The organism is Companilactobacillus alimentarius DSM 20249 (genome assembly GCF_002849895.1).
Taxonomy (GTDB): Bacteria; Bacillota; Bacilli; order Lactobacillales; family Lactobacillaceae; genus Companilactobacillus; species Companilactobacillus alimentarius.
Window position 1 is genome coordinate 33,517 of record NZ_CP018867.1, and the last position, 16,566, is coordinate 50,082.

Consider the following 16,566-nt stretch of genomic DNA (forward strand, 5'->3'; position numbering starts at 1 on the left):
CAGACAATTCATTATATCATTAGAATAATTGCTTTTTAAGTCAATGTAAAAGATAGCACATAATTATTTTCATAGAATACGAATAACTCGCTTAAATAAAGGTAGGGGTAACATTATGAGTGATAAAAGACCAATTGGAGTGTTAGATTCAGGATTAGGCGGATTAACAGTCGTCAAAGAAGTAATTAATCAGTTGCCTAATGAAGATGTTGTTTTCATTGGTGACGAGGCAAGAATGCCATATGGAATAAAGACTCATGAACAAATCATATCTTATACACGTGAAATGGTACAGTATTTAATCAGTCAAAATGTAAAAATAATTATTTATGGTTGTAATACAGCTACAGCCAACGCTTTACAGACTTTACGTCAAGAGTTTACAATTCCTATGATTGGTGTCATTCAGCCTGGTTCCAAGGAGGCTTCTGAAGTGACGAAAACTAACCATATCGGTATTATTGGGACTGAATCAACAATTAATTCTAAGAGTTACAATAAAACTATCAGTGAAATTGACCCTAAGATTAAATCTCTAGGTGTCGCTGCACAAAAATTTGTTTCATTCGTTGAGACAGATACAGCAGATACTAAAGAAGCTAAAGATAATATTGAAGCAACTTTGAAGCCATTTAAGGATAATGATTTTGATACCTTGATTCTAGGATGTACTCATTTTCCTATGTTAAAGAAACAGATCAATGATTATTTACCACAGACAAAATTAGTTGATCCAGCGGTTAGCACTGTAGATGTCGCAAAGAAATATTTGACGAAGAATGATTTATTAACAAACTTAAATAATAGAACAGTGAAATTGTATGCTACAGGTGATATTAAAGAATTTGCCAGATTGGCTAAACGTTGGTTAAAGACTGATATTGATGAAATAAGTTTAGTAAATATCGGAGGAAACAATGAAAGAAATAATAATAGCAACTAAGAATCCGGGTAAAGCACGTGAATTTAAGAGCGTTTTTGCTGGGGAAGATTTCAAATTAAAAACCCTTTTGGATTTTCCAGATTTCCCTGAAATAAGAGAAACTGGTTCAACTTTTCAGGAGAACGCCACACTAAAGGCACATGCTGTCATGGAGAGATTTAATTTGCCTACCATTGCTGATGATTCGGGGTTACAAGTTGACGCCTTGTATGGTCAACCTGGGGTACGTTCAGCAAGATACGCCGGTGATCATGACGATGCTGCTAATAATGCTAAATTATTGAGTGAATTAGGCGGCGTTCCAAAAGACAAGCGCACGGCTCGATTTGTGTCTACATTGGTCTTTGCTAATCCTAAAAATGAACATGATCTAGTTGTTGAAGGAGAAGTTAAAGGCTTAATTGGGACGCTTCCTCAAGGGGATGATGGTTTTGGCTATGATCCACTATTTTATTTGCCAGAATTAGATAAGACCATGGCTCAAATCACAGTTGACCAAAAGAATCAGATCAGTCACCGTGGCAATGCTTTGAAGAAATTAGAAAAACAGTGGCAAGATTGGATTAATTGGTAAATAATTGCCCTAAAATTGTTATAATGCTAGTATGAAAGTGTTATTAAAATACAGGAGGGTAATATTATGACTGGTGGACAAATTGCGGGATTGATTGCAGCCGTTGCATTTGTAGTATTAGTTGTATATTTAGCCAGAACATTGATTCAGACAGCTAAATTACTTCAAGAATTGCAAGAGACAATGAAAGAAACTACCAAGATGGTAGAAGTTTTATCAAAGAATACTGATCAGATTATGAATCAAAGTACGAAGTTGGTTGATAAGACTAATACTTTGATGGACGATGTTAATAGTAAATCTAGTAAGTTAAATCCATTGTTTGATACAGTGGAAAATCTTGGTAAAAAGAGTGCTGCTGCTACTTCACAGGAGCACAAGTCAGGTTTCAATTTTCAAAATCTATTGACCTTAGGTAACGTAGCTACGATCGCTAAGACGGCATCTAAAGTATGGCCGAGAAAGAAGAGTAAATAATTATGAAAAATAATCAATTTATAATTGGCCTTGCTTTAGGCTGTGCATCAGGATATTTTGCTTCTAAGTATTTAACCAGTGAATCTGGTCAAAAGTTAATTGAAAATATTAAAACAATTCGTGGCGACTTTAATAACGGCGGTGTTGGTCTGAATACTAACAGTGATTTAGTTAATGCCTTTAATGACAAGACTGACGCTTTAAAAGATCATATGAGTTCGACTGTAGATAAGATCAAAGATGATGAAGATTCATCTGATATCGTTTTTAGCGAAGATGACCTTAACGAAGATTAATATAATAATTTAAGAAAAAAGACTTTCAAATCAACATTGATTTGAAGGTCTTTTTATTTCTAATATGTTTTGTTCATATTTATTTTGTATCTTTAAAAAAGGCTTTAATTATTATATAAAAGCCATAAGCAGTAAATCCTAACCAAATGGTAATAAAGAGTAAGAGATAAATAGTTTGACCGTTTTTATTAATCAAATAATAGAGTGTTAATAGAACTAAACTGATAATAATATAGAATATGGTATCTTTATTTTTTTTCATATTGTTTTGCCCTCTTTATCGCCCTTAATCTAACTAGCCAATAGATGATAGGGATAACTAATCCTAGAGGGGCCAATTTAATACCAATTAATATTAAAATTATGGAGAACAAAAGCTCTTCTTTTTTATTGAATGATTTAAAAAAGTTAGCATCTTTAATCACTTGTTGTTTTTCAAACTCACTTTTTAAAATTGGATCTTCTTTTAGAAGATCATCTATAGAAATATCAAATATGGTACTTAATTCAAGAAGATTATCCATGGAGGGAAAGAATCGATCGTTTTCCCAATTGGAAATTGCTTGTCGACTAACATGAAGCTGATTAGCGAGTTGAATTTGAGACAAATGATGCTTCTCTCTGTTTTCATGAATGGTAACTCCTAAGCTCATATAGACCTCCTATAAATTGTTTTGTATAAATAATTATAATTTAAAAATACTCATGTTAAAAGACAGTTAAGCCTTACATCCGTTATAACGATTACAAATAAAAAAGGATTTGATAAAAATTATTTTATCAAGTCCTTTTATTTTATATTAGTCGATATATTTCAATTCTTTACTTGTATGTGTGAATGGTTCACAGCCATCTTCAGTAATATAAACGCAATCTTCAATTCTGACACCAGCAACGTTGGGAATGTAAATTCCGGGTTCGATTGAGAAGCACATGCCAGGTTTTAGAACCATATCGTTACCTTCCATGATTGATGGGAATTCGTGTTCTGACATCCCCATACCATGTCCTAGACGGTGAATGAAGTATTCGCCATAACCTGCTTTAGTGATAATATCACGGGCAACTTTATCAAGCTTAGCGGCAGTGATTCCGGGTTTAGCTGCGTCCATAGCTGCGTATTGAGCTTCTAAGTCAACTTTATAGATATCGAGTGATTTCTCATCAGGTTTACCAAAAGCAACTGTTCGAGAAGCATCACTGATATAACCGTTGTGGACGGTACCGAGGTCGAATAAGACTAATTCATCTTTTTTAATAGGATTTTTTTCGGGACCACCATGGGGATTAGCAGCATTAGCACCAGCTTGAACAATTGTGTCAAAACTCATGTGCATAACGCCTTTTTTCATCATGGCATAATTAATCTCAGCAACGACTTCTTGTTCTGTACGGCCTTCTTTGATAGCATTAAAGGCAACTGTAAAAGCGTAATCGGCTTCAGCACCAGCAGCTTTTAATTCTTCAATTTCACTGTCAGTTTTAATTAACTTAGCATTTTCCATATAACGGGAAAGGTTAGTAGGAAATTGAGCTTTTGGAAATTGTTGTTTAATAGCTTCGAGTTTTTGAACAGGAAGGTCGTCTTTTTCGATACCCCAATTGTTGGGAATGCCATTAACATCTTTGATATGATTTGCCATCAAAGCAAATGGATCTTCATGATCTAAGTAGCCAAAGACGTCTTTGTCCCAACCAGCTTCTTTTGCGGAGCCGACCTCTAGTTGAGGAGCAAACAAAAATGGGTCCTTGTCAGGGAAAACTAAAAGAGCTAAGATTCTTTCAACTGGGTCACTGTAAAAACCAGTGAAGTAGTTGATATCGTTAGGATTAGAGATATAAGCAATGTCTAAATCATTTTGAGCTAAGTATTCTTGTAGTGCCAATAATTGTTTCTTCATGAAAATACTCCTTTGGGTTCAGATTTAATAGTAGTATATCACTGAAAACCGTTTTCTTTTTGAAAAAACATGAAAACATATGTTAATAATGTAGAAACCGCTTGCAATTGATGAAAATTTTTGATAAATTAAAGTTAATTAGTGAAAATATTGTTTGAGAGAGTGAATGTTTATGGACAAAAAGGTAGTAACAATTTATGACGTAGCTGAGGCTGCTAATGTTTCAATGGCTACAATTTCACGTGTAGTTAATGGAAATGCTAATGTTAAAGAAGAAACTAGAAAACGTGTTTTGGAGGTAATTGATCGTTTGAATTACCGTCCTAATGCGGTTGCTCGTGGTTTAGCAAGTAAAAAGAGTACAACAATTGGTGTTATTTTACCAGATATTACTAATTTATACTTTGCATCATTGGCTAAAGGTATTGATGATGTTGCTTCAATGTACAAATACAATATCATTTTGACTAGTTTGCAAGAATCAGTCGGTGATGAAGAACAAATTTTGAATAATTTGTTATCAAAACAAGTTGATGGACTTATTTACATGGGTAAGCAACTTTCTAAGAAATTAAAGCGAATCCTTGCAAATTCAAAGACACCAATCGTTTTAGCTGGTTCGGTCGATAAGAACAATGAAAGTGCTAGTGTAAATATTGATTTCACTGATGCTGTAGCCAGTGTTGTTGGTCAATTGACACAAAATGGTCACAAGAAGATTGCCTATGTTGGTGGCAGTCTTGAAAATCCAATTGATGGTAAGTATAGATTAGATGGTTATAAGAAGGCTTTGAAGAAGTCACATCTAAACTTCTCATCAAACTTAGTCTTTGAGGCAGAATATTCAGTTCGTGCAGGAGAGGCTATCTGGGATGCAATCCAAAGTAGTGGCGCTACTGCAGCTTATGTTACTGATGATCTTCTAGCTGCTGGAATCTTGAATTCAGCCGTTAATGCCGGCGTAAAGATTCCTGAGGACTTTGAACTTGTGACAAGTAATGATACCGTTTTGTGTGAAGTTACTCGCCCAAAGATGAGTTCGATCGAGGAACCATTGTATGATATTGGTGCCGTAGCAATGCGTTTGTTAACTAAGATGATGAATCAAGAACAGATTGATGAAAATACAGTTAAATTGCCATACAGCATTGTAAAACGTGGTTCTACTAAATAAATAATAAGCAGAAAAAAAGGGCCTTGAGAATGTCTCCATTCTCAGGGCTCTTTATTTGTGTTTAATAGTTTTACTTTGCTTATGCAGATCCCAGATAATTACAACGATATAGCCAAAAGCGACTAATGAGAGACCGCCAGTTACGATGGAACTCAATTCGTAAGGCATATCGAAAAATCCTGATAGAATCGAATATAATGTGTTGATTAAAACTACTAAAGCTAGAACAAAGGATTTGTCCCATATTTTAATATTGTGTTTTATTTTATAGCCAATTACTACCAAGATGAAGATAATTAAGACGGCGGCAACGGCATAAAGTGTATATTGTAAAAATTCTGGACTAAAGTACATAAATTATGCTCCTTAAATCAAAGTAACAGTGTTTATTAAGTAGATTAGATACTCTTGCTTACTCACTAGTTACTGGAGTGGTAGTTGTATCTGTAGTATTCGATTGAGTAGAATCACTCGCAGTATTGTCAGCTGATGTATTAGATGATTGGTTATCAGTACTTGTGACGGTCGATTCAGTTTCTTTAGAGGTATTACTGTCAGAAGTAGAACTTATACTGGATTTGGAACCGGACCCAGAACCAGATCCTGATCCACCAGTACCAGTTCCAGATTCAGTGTTGCCATTTGAAGAAGTTGATTGAGCAGACTCAGTAGATGCAGAATTTGCAGAACTATTGTTAGTGATTACTTGTGAGGAATCATTGCTGTTAGTACTATTGCTAAAGCCGGAAGTTCTACCGCTGCCGTTTTCTTTAGCTAAGGTACTAGCACTTTTACTGGAATTACTTAGATTTTTCACATTACCATAATTACTGCTATGGCCAAAGTAATTATCCCAGAAGGACTTATAATTTTTGGACTTACCACCAATGGCAAAATCATCATAAGACATATCCTCAGGACTGCCCTTATAGTAAAGCGAGTTGGTAGTGTGTTGGTTAACATTAGCTGTTACACCATTATAGCCAATGCTTCCGACCTTAGTACCGGTTTCTTTATCGACCTTGTATGATTTAACGCCAGCAGGTCTATCAAAGGAGGTATTAACATTCATAACACTTTGATCTTCTTTATAGACGGCATTAGCCATTTTGGCCCAGAGTTCTTGATTTAGATCAGTTGAATTACTCGATAGATTATAATTGTTTCCATAGAAATTATCATAACCAATCCAGGATGCCAAAGTCATACCGTCAGTACTTCCGATAAACCAGTTATCACGATAATCGTTTGAAGTACCAGTTTTACCAAAGAGGTTCTTCGTGTTGAAATTAGCCTCATATGATAGAGCAGAGGCAGTACCTTTAGTAACAACCCCATGAAGCATGTTCTTAATAATATAAGAAGTCTGCTTGGAGAAGACACGAGTCTTAGTTTCTTTATGTTTGTAAATATTCTTACCTGATGGATCTGTTACCTCAGAAACTACATAAGGACTAACGTGCACACCTTTGTTAGCAAAAGTCGAAAAGGCGCTGGCTTGTTGAAGAACTGTCACACCAGTTGCGGTACCACCTAAGGTAATACCTAATTGGTTATATTCTTTGTTAGTCAGGTGAATTCCCATTTTAGACATGTATTTCTTTGAGTGTACGTTATGTTGTCTGATGTAATTATAAAGATTAACTGAAGGAATATTGTATGATTCTTCCAACGTTTCACGGGCGGAAATGAAACGGTTTTGAATCGTCTCGCCATAATCAGTAGGCGAGTATCCATTATAACTAGTCTTGAAATCGGCCAGCATTGATTGAGAACCAATTAAGCCATTTTCAATTGCTGGTCCAAAGGTAATCAAAGGTTTAATTGATGAACCAGGTGATCTTTGAGTATCAAAGGCATGATTGATTTGAGACTTTTTGAAGTTGACCCCACCAACAAATGCTAGAACCTGTCCGGATTTGTTATCAAGAAGTACTGAACCATTTTGAACTGGCTCACTAACCTTGATGCTCTTTCCAGTATTAGGATCAGTAGCGTTGTCGGTGTGAGTACTTCCCAAGTTACCCTTATATTCTTGAGCCTGCTTGTTTAAAGCCACATAGAGACTCTTATTGATTGTACTGTGGATCTTATAGTTTTTGTTGTGTAATTCGGTGTCAGCTTGAGTCCAATATTTTTGATAAAGATTATCATCTTTGACCAAATCTTTATACTTGATACCGTCATTTTTGGCTAAACGCTTGATCAAAATAGTTCTAGCCTGTTCGGTTAGTGTGTTATAAAGATAGCCATATTTGATTTTCTTAGAACTAGCCTTAGCTGGCTTTTGAAAATCACTCTTTAAATCAAAGTTTTTAGCGGTATTATATTGTGATTCAGTTATCTGATTATCACGATACATCCGATACAAAACGATATTTTTTCGTTTCATACCAAGACTAATATCGTCTTTGAGTCGTCCATGATCATCATATGGAGTATAGATGGAAGGACTCTGTGGTAAACCAGCGATAAAGGCTGATTCAGCCAAACTCAAATCCTTGGCGTCTTTTCCAAAGAGACCTTGGGCAGCGGCTTGAACACCTTGAATATTTTGACCTTTATTATTACGTCCGAAAGTTGCGGCGTTTAAATAATCTTCCAAAATTTCGTTTTTATTAAAGTATTTATCAACACGCATGGCTAAAAAGATTTCAACAGCCTTACGTTTCCAAGTCGTTTCAGAAGATAGCATCTGCATTTTGACTGTTTGTTGAGTCAAAGTAGAACCACCAGTCTGTGCACCAATTCCAGTAATATCTGAAATTACCGCTCTGAAGATAGATTTGGGAACGACACCCTTATGACGATAAAAGTCACTATCTTCAGTGGAGACGATAGCCTTTTTCAAATAAGGCGACATTTCATTGATTGATACTTTTTTACCAACGAGGTCTTTTTGAAGACTCTCAATTTTTTGACCATCGGCAAAATATAAAGTAGCTGAATTGTTAACATCTTGTAGTTCGGTTTGCATCTCAGTTTTAGTAGGGACATTAACTTGATTGGTTAAAGCTGAGACGTATCCCAATCCTAAACCAACTGCTAAACTCAGAATGATAAATATGCCAGCAATAGAATAGAGAACAATACGGCGAATGATCTCTATCGTAAGATTAGCTTTGTTAGCAAAATCCGACCAGCTCTTGATACTTTTGAACCAATTGACAATGCTATTCCATAAATTTTTCACTTTTAAATAAGCTCCCTTAAAAAGTTACATACCGTAATTATATAATAAAATCGATTTAGAAGTGTAAAAACAAAAAAAGTTCCATAGAAAATAGTTTCTACGGAACTTTTATTAAATTACTTAATTAAGCGGTAGATGGCGTCTGCGTAGATGGCAGTGGCCTTTAATAATTTATCAATATTAATATATTCATTCGGTTGATGCATGACATTTTCGTCACCGGGGAACATAGCACCAAAGGCAATTCCGTTTTTAAGAATTCTGCCATAAGTACCGCCACCAACAGTAAATGGTTCGGTTGGGTCATCAGTGTGATCGCGATAAGCTCCAACTAGGGCTTTTACCAAAGGATCATCAGCCGATACAAAGTGTGGCAATTGATTATGTCCTTCGATTATAGCAGACACACCTGTTGGCAAATTCTGATTGATCTTGTCAGTCAAAGTGTCGCCAGTATCACCTTTTGGATAGCGAATGTTCAATAAAATATTTGCTTGATCTTGGTCGTATTCATAAATATTAGGGGAGACGGTTAATTCGCCCATGACCTCATCTTTGTTACTGATACCAAGATTTTTACCGGCAAAGTCTAAGTGTAAACTATCAGCGATGAATGAGAAGTATAGCTTCTCACTGTCATTCAAAGGTAGTGTCATTAGAAACTTAGCCAAATAAGTTGCAGCGTTAATGCCATTGAATGGTTCCATAGCATGAGCACCCTTACCAATAATTTGAACAGTAGCTATAGTTTCTTTATTAGTAACGTTGCCTTTGATCTTTGAATGTTCGCCTAGAAAGTCATTTAACTTGGTTTTTAATTCTTCTAGATTAATTTTTTCTAAGTCAATTTCAGCTTCGGCATTTTGAGGGACCATATTAGGTCTGATACCAGCAGTAAATTTCTTAACTAAATTAATTTTAGGAGTGGGGAAGTTGACTCTAAACGAGACAATTCCTTTTTCGCCATTGATAGCAGGAAATTCAGCATCGGGTGAGAATCCAGTTTCTGGCATGGTTTCTTTTTCCATGTAATGATTGATACCAACCCATTCGCTTTCTTCATCAGTTCCTAAAATAAGTTGAACTTTTTTACTAGTTGGTAATTTTAATTCTTTAATAATTTTCATTGCATAGTAGGAAGCAAGACTAGGACCCTTGTCATCGCTGGCACCACGTGCGTAAAAGTTACCATCTTTAATAACTGGTTCAAATGGATTAGTGTTCCAACCTGGACCTTCGGGAACGACATCCACATGACCCAAAATAGCAATGGGTTCATCCTCAGTGTTGCCAAATTCAATCCGACCAGCTAAATTATCAACATTTTTTGTTGCAAAGCCGTCTCGCTCAGCAAAGTGTAGAAATGTTTGCAAAGCTTTAGCGGGTCCTGGACCTAATGGAAAATCACTTGTTTTATTCTCAATGTCTCTTGAACTATCAATACTTACTAGCTCTGAAAGATCGTTGATCAATTCATCTGAACGATGTGAAACTTCTTTCTCCCAATCTATCGACATATATCTTTGACCTCCACATGAAGTTTTTATATATTTTACCAAAGGTTGGAGTTAATGGCTAATTTACCTAAATTTTCTTTATGGAATCGTTGTCATTATTTAAGGAAAAATCAATGAACAAATTGTTGAATTGACTGATTAAATCGGTATTCTCCAAGCTTTGATCTTTTGTAGGTCGAGCTAAAGAAATATTTTCTAATAAATCTATATTCTTGATTCGCTCTCCCTGTGGTAAATCATAATAACTCTTTTCACTGTCGTTGCCCAAATAATTATTAGGATTCAACTGAATCAAGACGTTTTTGGCATTGATCCAACCATCTTTTAACTTGAGCCAAGTCTGTGAATTGACGCGTTGAATCGTAATGATTCTTTTTGGCGAGTTGGCTTCTAATCGGTTAGTGATATTGCTTTGATCGTCTGGTTCACTGTGTAAAAAATTATTTGGTTGTTGATTACGGTAGATAGCTTTAGCACCAAAGTATTGGCGCAGATCTTTGAGGACGTATTCGGAATTGAAGCCAGTAGCTTTAGCAAATTCATTTTTGCCTAATTGAACGTATTTTTGCCCATTAGAGCGGATAATATTGGTAATATGATAACCATCCAGTGGTCTGACCACTTTTTTAGTTTTGATCAGACGATAAGGATTTTCATAAATTGGTTCAGACTCAGAACTCATATAGTAAACATTTTGATTAATAACTTCGCTTCTGGACTTATCTTTGAGTTCGCGGTATTCATTACCAGTAGCAGGATAGTTTGTTACAACGCCATCAATTGGCATATTGATTAAAGTGTTCCATTTTTTAGGACTTTCGTTCATTTCATCCCAAACATAAATAGTTTTCCCCATTGAGTGAAGTGCGTTGATTACTTCCGGAGTCACAATGTTTGAGGATAAGTTAACGCCAGTTACATATTGCAAAACATCGAAGTTAACCCGTTTGATCGTTCCAGCAATAAATATTCTGGGGATGTCAGGCATCAATTCGGATTCGTTTTTCAAACTCTTAGTGGAGAAAGAGTGAAACATCACCCGATGTTGCATGCCATATTGATCAATTACTTGTTTCAATAAGACCTCCATATTTTGAGGATTACCTTTTTTAGTCTTTTTAGTTTCAATAAGAAATTTTGCCTTAGGATTATCTTTGTAATGTTCGAAAATTTGGTTCAAACTATGAATTGATTCACCATTTTTTTGTTTAAGCGTTGCAAGCTCGGAAAAATTATGTTGAGAAACGATTGCAGAAGTGCCAGTCACTCGTTTTAGATCACGGTCATGTGAAATAACTAAGACGTTGTCCTTTGAAACATGGATGTCTAGTTCAACGTAATCAGCGCCTTCAGAAAAGGCTTTGTTGATACTTTCAAAGGTTTCTTCTGGGGCATTAATAGGATCACCACGGTGACCAATAACCGTAAAACCACTAGCAAATACAAAGATGAATAAAGCTAATGCTATTTTTAAAAGATTGAAACTTTTTGAAATCATAATTAACTCCCTAACTTTTTGGATATTATATACTAAAATAAGTAGTGAAACGTGAGGTAGTAACAATGGATAATGAAAAACAAACGCTTGATATTATTGAGCAAATAACTCGTAATGATGGGACTAAGTATTATGAACTTGCTAACATTGTTATGAATGGTAGAGCTGAAAAAGCTGCTGAATTAGGCTTCATTAAAGAAGTCAGAATTTTAAAATTAAATATTCCACACTCATCAGCGGTACAAGTCTATGAAGACTATGTTAATGAGAATTATACCGTTCCGCCAATGGATTTAACAGAATGGGTTGAATACAAGAAACCAGAAGGCAAGATTCAAGACGCTTTTAATGAGATATTGAAAGCTAACAAAATAATTTCAAAGGACGACGAGGCGAAATAATGAATTATTTTATAGCTGATACGCATTTTTTCCATTACCAATTATTGGAACCAAACAACTTTGCACCCAGACACTTTGGCAATGTTGATGAAATGAATCAGGCCATGATTGATGCTTGGAATAAACGTGTTGATGAAAATGATCGAGTTTATCATCTGGGAGATATTTCGATGCGTCCACAAGATTATCCAACCGATGAGGAAACCTATAATATATTACGACAATTAAATGGTCATCTGACGTTGATTAAAGGTAATCATGATTATCGTTCACTTTTTAAATATATTGATAAACATAATCAAGTTATGTCTGATGGTAAAAAGAAATATGAATTTGAAGATGTTGGTTCGCTATTAAAATTTGATCATCATCAATTTTATTGTACTCATTATCCCATGCTTCTGGGAAAAGTGGACAAAATAATTAATTTGCACGGTCACATTCACCATTATTCTGTTCCCACCGCTGAAAATATCAACGTCGGCGTCGATGCTCCAGAAAGAGACCTTTTGTCAGAAGATTTACCTTGGGGTTCTCCATTACGTGGAGAAGAGATTCTGGAGATGTATGATAAGAAGAAAGCTCAACTAATGAAAATGCAAAGAAAGTAGGACATTATGGAAAAAATTCAAATTGTACACACAAATGACTTGCATTCACATTTCGAAAATTTTCCACGAGTTGCTCGCTTTATTGAGGATTCGAGAAAGAATAGTGTTGCTGATGATTTCTATCTATTCGACATTGGGGATGCAATGGATCGAGCCCATCCACTGACAGAAGCAACTAATGGGCAGATTAATATTAGTTGGATGAATTCGTTGCATTATGATGCAATTACTATTGGTAACAATGAAGGTCTAGGCAATAGTCATGAAGAGTTGGAACACTTGTATGATAAGGCCAATTTTCCAGTGATTTTAGGCAATCTTTATGACCAAAAGACCGAGAAGTTAGCTGATTTTGCACAGGTGTCGAAAATCTTTACAACTAAGCAACAAACTACAATAGGTGTGATTGGTTTGACAGCACCATTTATCTTAACGTATCCGTTATTAAAGTGGGATATTCATTTGGTGCAAGATATTTTACCGAAGTCTTTGCAAGCAGTAAAAGATTGTGATGTTGTTATTCTCTTGTCGCATTTGGGTGTGTCAATGGATCGCTTGATTGCTAGTAAATATCCAGAAATTGATGTAATAATTGGATCGCATACTCATCATCTCTTTCCTAAAGGAGAAATGGATAACGGCGTTCTCTTAGCAGCGGCTGGAAAATATGGTCAAAATATTGGGACAATTAATTTAGAATTAACCAACCATCGCGTGATTGCTAAATCAGCCTTTACAACGAAGACTGCTTCTCTAAAAGTTTTAGATGGCGATCAAAAGTGGGTTCAAGCACAATTAGATAGGGGGAATGACTTGCTGAGTCAAAGGAAAGTTGCTAATCTTCCACATACTTTGAGTAGCGATTATCATGATAAAAATGCAATTATTCAAGAGGCCTTGTCAGCAATGTTAGAATACACGGGTGCTGAGGCAGGCGTTTTGAGTTCAGGACTATTTTTGGATGATTTACCTAAGGGAATCGTAACAGAGAAAAATTTACATGATATTTTGCCACATGCAATTCACGGTATGAAAACTAAGATGACGGGCGACAACGTTTGGCGGCTAGTGATGGAGATGGAAAAGAATCGTCTCTATTTACGAACGCATCAGCAAAAGGGAATGGGATTTCGTGGTAAAATATTTGGCGAGTTGATTTATCGCGGAATTACCGTAGACAATAAACGTAATGTTTATATAAATGGTCAAGAATTAAGACCAAATCAAGAGTATACTTTAGCATTATTGGATCATTACTTGTTCGTTCCGTATTTTCCTTCAATTGAGATTGCGGGCGACAATGAAATTATGTATCCTAAGTTTTTAAGAAGTGTCTTTGGGGACTACTTAAGTAAAAAATATCCGATTTGAGGTGATTGTTTGCAGGAAGTTAAGGATAATACCACAACCAAGTTAGCTGATGTTATTGTTCTGACGGATAACCTGATTACGATTAATAAAACTCAGTACAGGATCGTTGAGAATCATGATAATGGTTTCAGCGAGGAACGAATTGAAGAACGCTACAATACAATTTTAGATAAGTACGATTATATTGTTGGTGACTGGGGTTATGATCAGTTAAGATTTAAAGGGTTTTATGAAGATGAGCGAAAAGAAAGTACGTTAGATAGTCGTATTTCACATTTAGAAGATTATTTGATTGAGTATTGTAATTTTGGCTGTGCTTATTTTGTACTTGAAAAAGTCAAAAAAGCTCCGTTGAAGACTCATCGTCACGTTAGTCATAAATTTCATACACGTAATACGCATACTAAGCATGGTAATAAAACCAATGCTAATAACGATGGTAATAAGAAGAATACTAATAATCATAGGAAGAAAAAGAAAGTCATTAAGCGTCACGTTAAGAAAACTACAGCCAAGAAGACTTTCAAAATTAGAAAAATAGGTGAAAAGAATAAATGAAGTATCAAACATATTTAATTGATTTAGATGGCACAATGTATCGAGGCAAGGATAAGATTCCTGAAGCTAAAGTGTTTATTGATAATTTGCAAGCTAAGGGAATTGAGTACTATTTTTTAACAAATAATACAACTAAGACCCCACAGCAGGTAGCTGATAATTTAACTAATAATCATCAAATATCTGCCAAGGCAGATCAAATTGTGACGCCTTCACTTGCGACGGCAGCTTATGTTAAGGATATGTTTGATGACGATGTAAAGAACCATTCTGCATATGTAATTGGGGAGTATGGCTTAAAAAGTGCTGTATTTGGTACAGGAATCAAACTAGATGAAACTAATCCAGATGTTGTGATTGTAGGTTTAGATTATGATGTTACTTATCACAAGTTCGAAGTTGCAACCTTAGCAATTAAGCGCGGGGCCTTCTTTATTGGGACCAATGCTGATACTAATTTGCCTAATGAGCGAGGATTAGTTCCTGGTGCTGGTTCAGTTATTTCTTTAGTGGAAACTTCTACCCAACAAAAAGCTAAATATATTGGTAAACCAGAACGTGACATTATGGACTTTGCCGCCGAAGCAAAGAATTTTGATCCTCAAAAGGCCGTTATGGTAGGGGATAACTATAATACTGATATTAAGTGTGGAATCAATGCTAATGTTGATACGCTTTTGGTTTATACCGGAGTTAGCACCCACGAGGATATAAAAAAAGTAGATATCAAGCCAACACACGAGGTAGAAAGCCTGGACCAATGGGATGTCTAACTCGCAAAAAGATACTTCCTATACGGTAATGTTAGCCTTTTTCATCTTAACGACTGCTATAACAATTACAATATTTGCTAGTTATTTATTGTTTGCTTTTAATATTCGATTTTATAATTTGGATCAATTGGTTGATATGAGTTATGGCATTGTTTATAAAAATTATGTGCAGATGATGGATTATTTGATTAACCCATTCAATTGGCATTTTAGTTTAAGTGATTTTGCTTCTTCTGCTGCAGGAAGATTACATTTTGAGGATTGTAAGAAATTGTTTTTATTGAACTTTTTCGTATGGATAGTTAGTGGTGTAATAGTAGCTAAATTTCATAAGGTGAGAGCACGCTTTAATAAAACCTTTTTGTGGATCGGGATTGTCGGAATCATAGTAGCAATTTTAATGTTGCTTGATTTTGATGAGTTCTTCGTGATTTTTCATGAAGTTTTGTTTAGAAATAGCGATTGGCTCTTCGATCCCGGTCGTGATCCAGTTATTAATATTTTGCCAGAAGAATTCTTTACGCAGTGTTTTGTACTATTTTTCCTTCTTTTTGAAGGCTTGAATTTCTGGTTAGCAAGAAAAAGAGCTTAAGACTATGTCTTAAGCTCTTTTTTTACGACGATTTTTAAGTGCGGTAATCAAGACTGGGACTAATGATACTAAGATGATTCCTAGAATAATCATCGAGAAATGTTCCTGAACAGCCGGAATGTTACCAAACAGGTGTCCTGCAATTGAACAAACCAAAACCCAAAGGAAAGCACCAATAAAATTGAATTTTAAGAAAGTTCGGTAATGCATCGTTCCGCTACCAGCAACAAAAGGTACGAAAGTTCTAATTAAAGGGATAAATCTTCCAATAGCGATAGTTTTACCACCATGTTTTTGGAAGAAAAGATGGGCGTCATGTAGATGCTCTTTATTGATCAGTTTGCTCAGGTACTTATTCTCCGTTGCAAATTGCCCAAAATGTTCACCAATTTCATAATTCATTGAATCTCCAAGAACGGCAGCGGCTAAAAAGATAACAAACAATAGCCAAGAATGCAATCCATATTGTGGATTAGCTGCTAAAGCCATCGCCGCAAAAATCAAGGAGTCACCAGGTAAGAAAGGTAAAATAACTACTCCGGTTTCAATGAAGATGATCAGAAACATGATTAAATATGTCCATAGGCCAAAGTTATTAACGATATTGACCATGTGACTGTCAATATGAAGAATAAAATCAACCAGATTCATTACGTAACTCAATCAATCAACTCCAGAATTCAAATT

General features: G+C 35.4%; 18 protein-coding genes. 11 read left to right on the plus strand and 7 right to left on the minus strand.

All coding sequences use genetic code 11. The annotated features are described in order from the left end of the window. Positions 1 to 115 precede the first annotated feature (115 nt). The 4 genes from murI to LA20249_RS00160 all read left to right on the plus strand — a co-directional run bounded on the left by murI (position 116) and on the right by LA20249_RS00160 (position 2,290). Positions 116 to 943 (plus strand): glutamate racemase, encoded by an 828-nt coding sequence (murI, locus tag LA20249_RS00145; RefSeq protein WP_057739043.1) that lies wholly within the window; start codon positions 116 to 118, stop codon positions 941 to 943. Further along, positions 918 to 1,517, plus strand: coding sequence for an XTP/dITP diphosphatase (locus LA20249_RS00150; protein WP_057739042.1), 600 nt, complete (start codon positions 918 to 920; stop codon positions 1,515 to 1,517). The genes murI and LA20249_RS00150 overlap by 26 nt, the downstream gene beginning before the upstream one ends. 66 nt (positions 1,518 to 1,583) lie before the next feature. Continuing rightward, positions 1,584 to 1,994: a DUF948 domain-containing protein gene (locus LA20249_RS00155; RefSeq protein ID WP_057739041.1), complete on the plus strand. Its 411-nt coding sequence runs from the start codon at positions 1,584 to 1,586 to the stop codon at positions 1,992 to 1,994. A 2-nt stretch (positions 1,995 to 1,996) separates the two neighbouring features. Next, complete coding sequence (locus tag LA20249_RS00160) at positions 1,997 to 2,290, plus strand: YtxH domain-containing protein (RefSeq protein WP_057739040.1); 294 nt, start codon at positions 1,997 to 1,999, stop codon at positions 2,288 to 2,290. Positions 2,291 to 2,538: 248 nt separating this feature from the next. Here the strand turns inward: LA20249_RS00160 and LA20249_RS00170 are convergent, their stop codons facing one another. Further along, positions 2,539 to 2,943: a helix-turn-helix transcriptional regulator gene (locus LA20249_RS00170; RefSeq protein WP_057739038.1), complete on the minus strand. Its 405-nt coding sequence runs from the start codon at positions 2,941 to 2,943 to the stop codon at positions 2,539 to 2,541. Positions 2,944 to 3,090: 147 nt separating this feature from the next. Continuing rightward, entirely contained in the window at positions 3,091 to 4,191 is a 1,101-nt protein-coding gene (locus LA20249_RS00175; protein ID WP_057739037.1) for a M24 family metallopeptidase, read from the minus strand. Between the two features lie 172 nt (positions 4,192 to 4,363). On the opposite strand from LA20249_RS00175, the gene ccpA reads away from it, so the two are divergent. Further along, positions 4,364 to 5,365 carry a catabolite control protein A gene (gene ccpA, locus LA20249_RS00180; protein WP_057739036.1) on the plus strand — a complete coding sequence of 334 codons (1,002 nt, stop codon included), beginning with the start codon at positions 4,364 to 4,366 and terminating at the stop codon, positions 5,363 to 5,365. Between the two features lie 51 nt (positions 5,366 to 5,416). Here the strand turns inward: ccpA and LA20249_RS00185 are convergent, their stop codons facing one another. The 4 genes from LA20249_RS00185 to LA20249_RS00200 form a co-directional block, all read right to left on the minus strand. Beyond that, complete coding sequence (locus LA20249_RS00185; protein WP_057739035.1) at positions 5,417 to 5,719, minus strand: hypothetical protein; 303 nt, start codon at positions 5,717 to 5,719, stop codon at positions 5,417 to 5,419. 58 nt (positions 5,720 to 5,777) lie between these two features. Next, positions 5,778 to 8,558 (minus strand): transglycosylase domain-containing protein, encoded by a 2,781-nt coding sequence (locus tag LA20249_RS00190; RefSeq protein WP_057739034.1) that lies wholly within the window; start codon positions 8,556 to 8,558, stop codon positions 5,778 to 5,780. A 116-nt stretch (positions 8,559 to 8,674) separates the two neighbouring features. Continuing rightward, positions 8,675 to 10,075: a dipeptidase PepV gene (gene pepV / locus LA20249_RS00195; RefSeq protein WP_057739033.1), complete on the minus strand. Its 1,401-nt coding sequence runs from the start codon at positions 10,073 to 10,075 to the stop codon at positions 8,675 to 8,677. A 67-nt stretch (positions 10,076 to 10,142) separates the two neighbouring features. After that, positions 10,143 to 11,573 carry a glycerophosphodiester phosphodiesterase gene (locus tag LA20249_RS00200; protein WP_057739032.1) on the minus strand — a complete coding sequence of 477 codons (1,431 nt, stop codon included), beginning with the start codon at positions 11,571 to 11,573 and terminating at the stop codon, positions 10,143 to 10,145. 65 nt (positions 11,574 to 11,638) lie between these two features. On the opposite strand from LA20249_RS00200, the gene LA20249_RS00205 reads away from it, so the two are divergent. Genes LA20249_RS00205 through LA20249_RS00230 form a run of 6 tightly spaced genes read left to right on the plus strand, consistent with a single transcriptional unit; the run spans position 11,639 to position 15,879 of the window. Then, positions 11,639 to 11,974: a hypothetical protein gene (locus LA20249_RS00205; protein WP_057739031.1), complete on the plus strand. Its 336-nt coding sequence runs from the start codon at positions 11,639 to 11,641 to the stop codon at positions 11,972 to 11,974. After that, on the plus strand, positions 11,974 to 12,585 hold the full coding sequence (locus tag LA20249_RS00210; protein WP_057739030.1) for a metallophosphoesterase: 612 nt from the start codon (positions 11,974 to 11,976) through the stop codon (positions 12,583 to 12,585). Before LA20249_RS00205 ends, LA20249_RS00210 begins: the two co-directional genes overlap by 1 nt. Before the next feature lie 6 nt (positions 12,586 to 12,591). Next, positions 12,592 to 13,956, plus strand: coding sequence for a bifunctional metallophosphatase/5'-nucleotidase (locus LA20249_RS00215; protein WP_057739029.1), 1,365 nt, complete (start codon positions 12,592 to 12,594; stop codon positions 13,954 to 13,956). A gap of 9 nt (positions 13,957 to 13,965) precedes the next feature. Further along, positions 13,966 to 14,514 carry a YutD family protein gene (locus tag LA20249_RS00220; protein ID WP_057739028.1) on the plus strand — a complete coding sequence of 183 codons (549 nt, stop codon included), beginning with the start codon at positions 13,966 to 13,968 and terminating at the stop codon, positions 14,512 to 14,514. Then, the gene (locus LA20249_RS00225) at positions 14,511 to 15,287 is read left to right on the plus strand and encodes a TIGR01457 family HAD-type hydrolase (protein ID WP_057739027.1); all 777 of its coding nucleotides are present in this window, start codon (positions 14,511 to 14,513) and stop codon (positions 15,285 to 15,287) included. Before LA20249_RS00220 ends, LA20249_RS00225 begins: the two co-directional genes overlap by 4 nt. Further along, entirely contained in the window at positions 15,280 to 15,879 is a 600-nt protein-coding gene (locus LA20249_RS00230) for a TIGR01906 family membrane protein (RefSeq protein ID WP_057739026.1), read from the plus strand. Before LA20249_RS00225 ends, LA20249_RS00230 begins: the two co-directional genes overlap by 8 nt. A gap of 9 nt (positions 15,880 to 15,888) precedes the next feature. Here LA20249_RS00230 and LA20249_RS00235 read toward each other — a convergent pair whose 3' ends face one another. Then, positions 15,889 to 16,530, minus strand: a complete 642-nt coding sequence (locus tag LA20249_RS00235; RefSeq protein WP_057739141.1) for a VTT domain-containing protein — start codon at positions 16,528 to 16,530, stop codon at positions 15,889 to 15,891. Between the last annotated feature and the right edge of the window lie 36 nt (positions 16,531 to 16,566).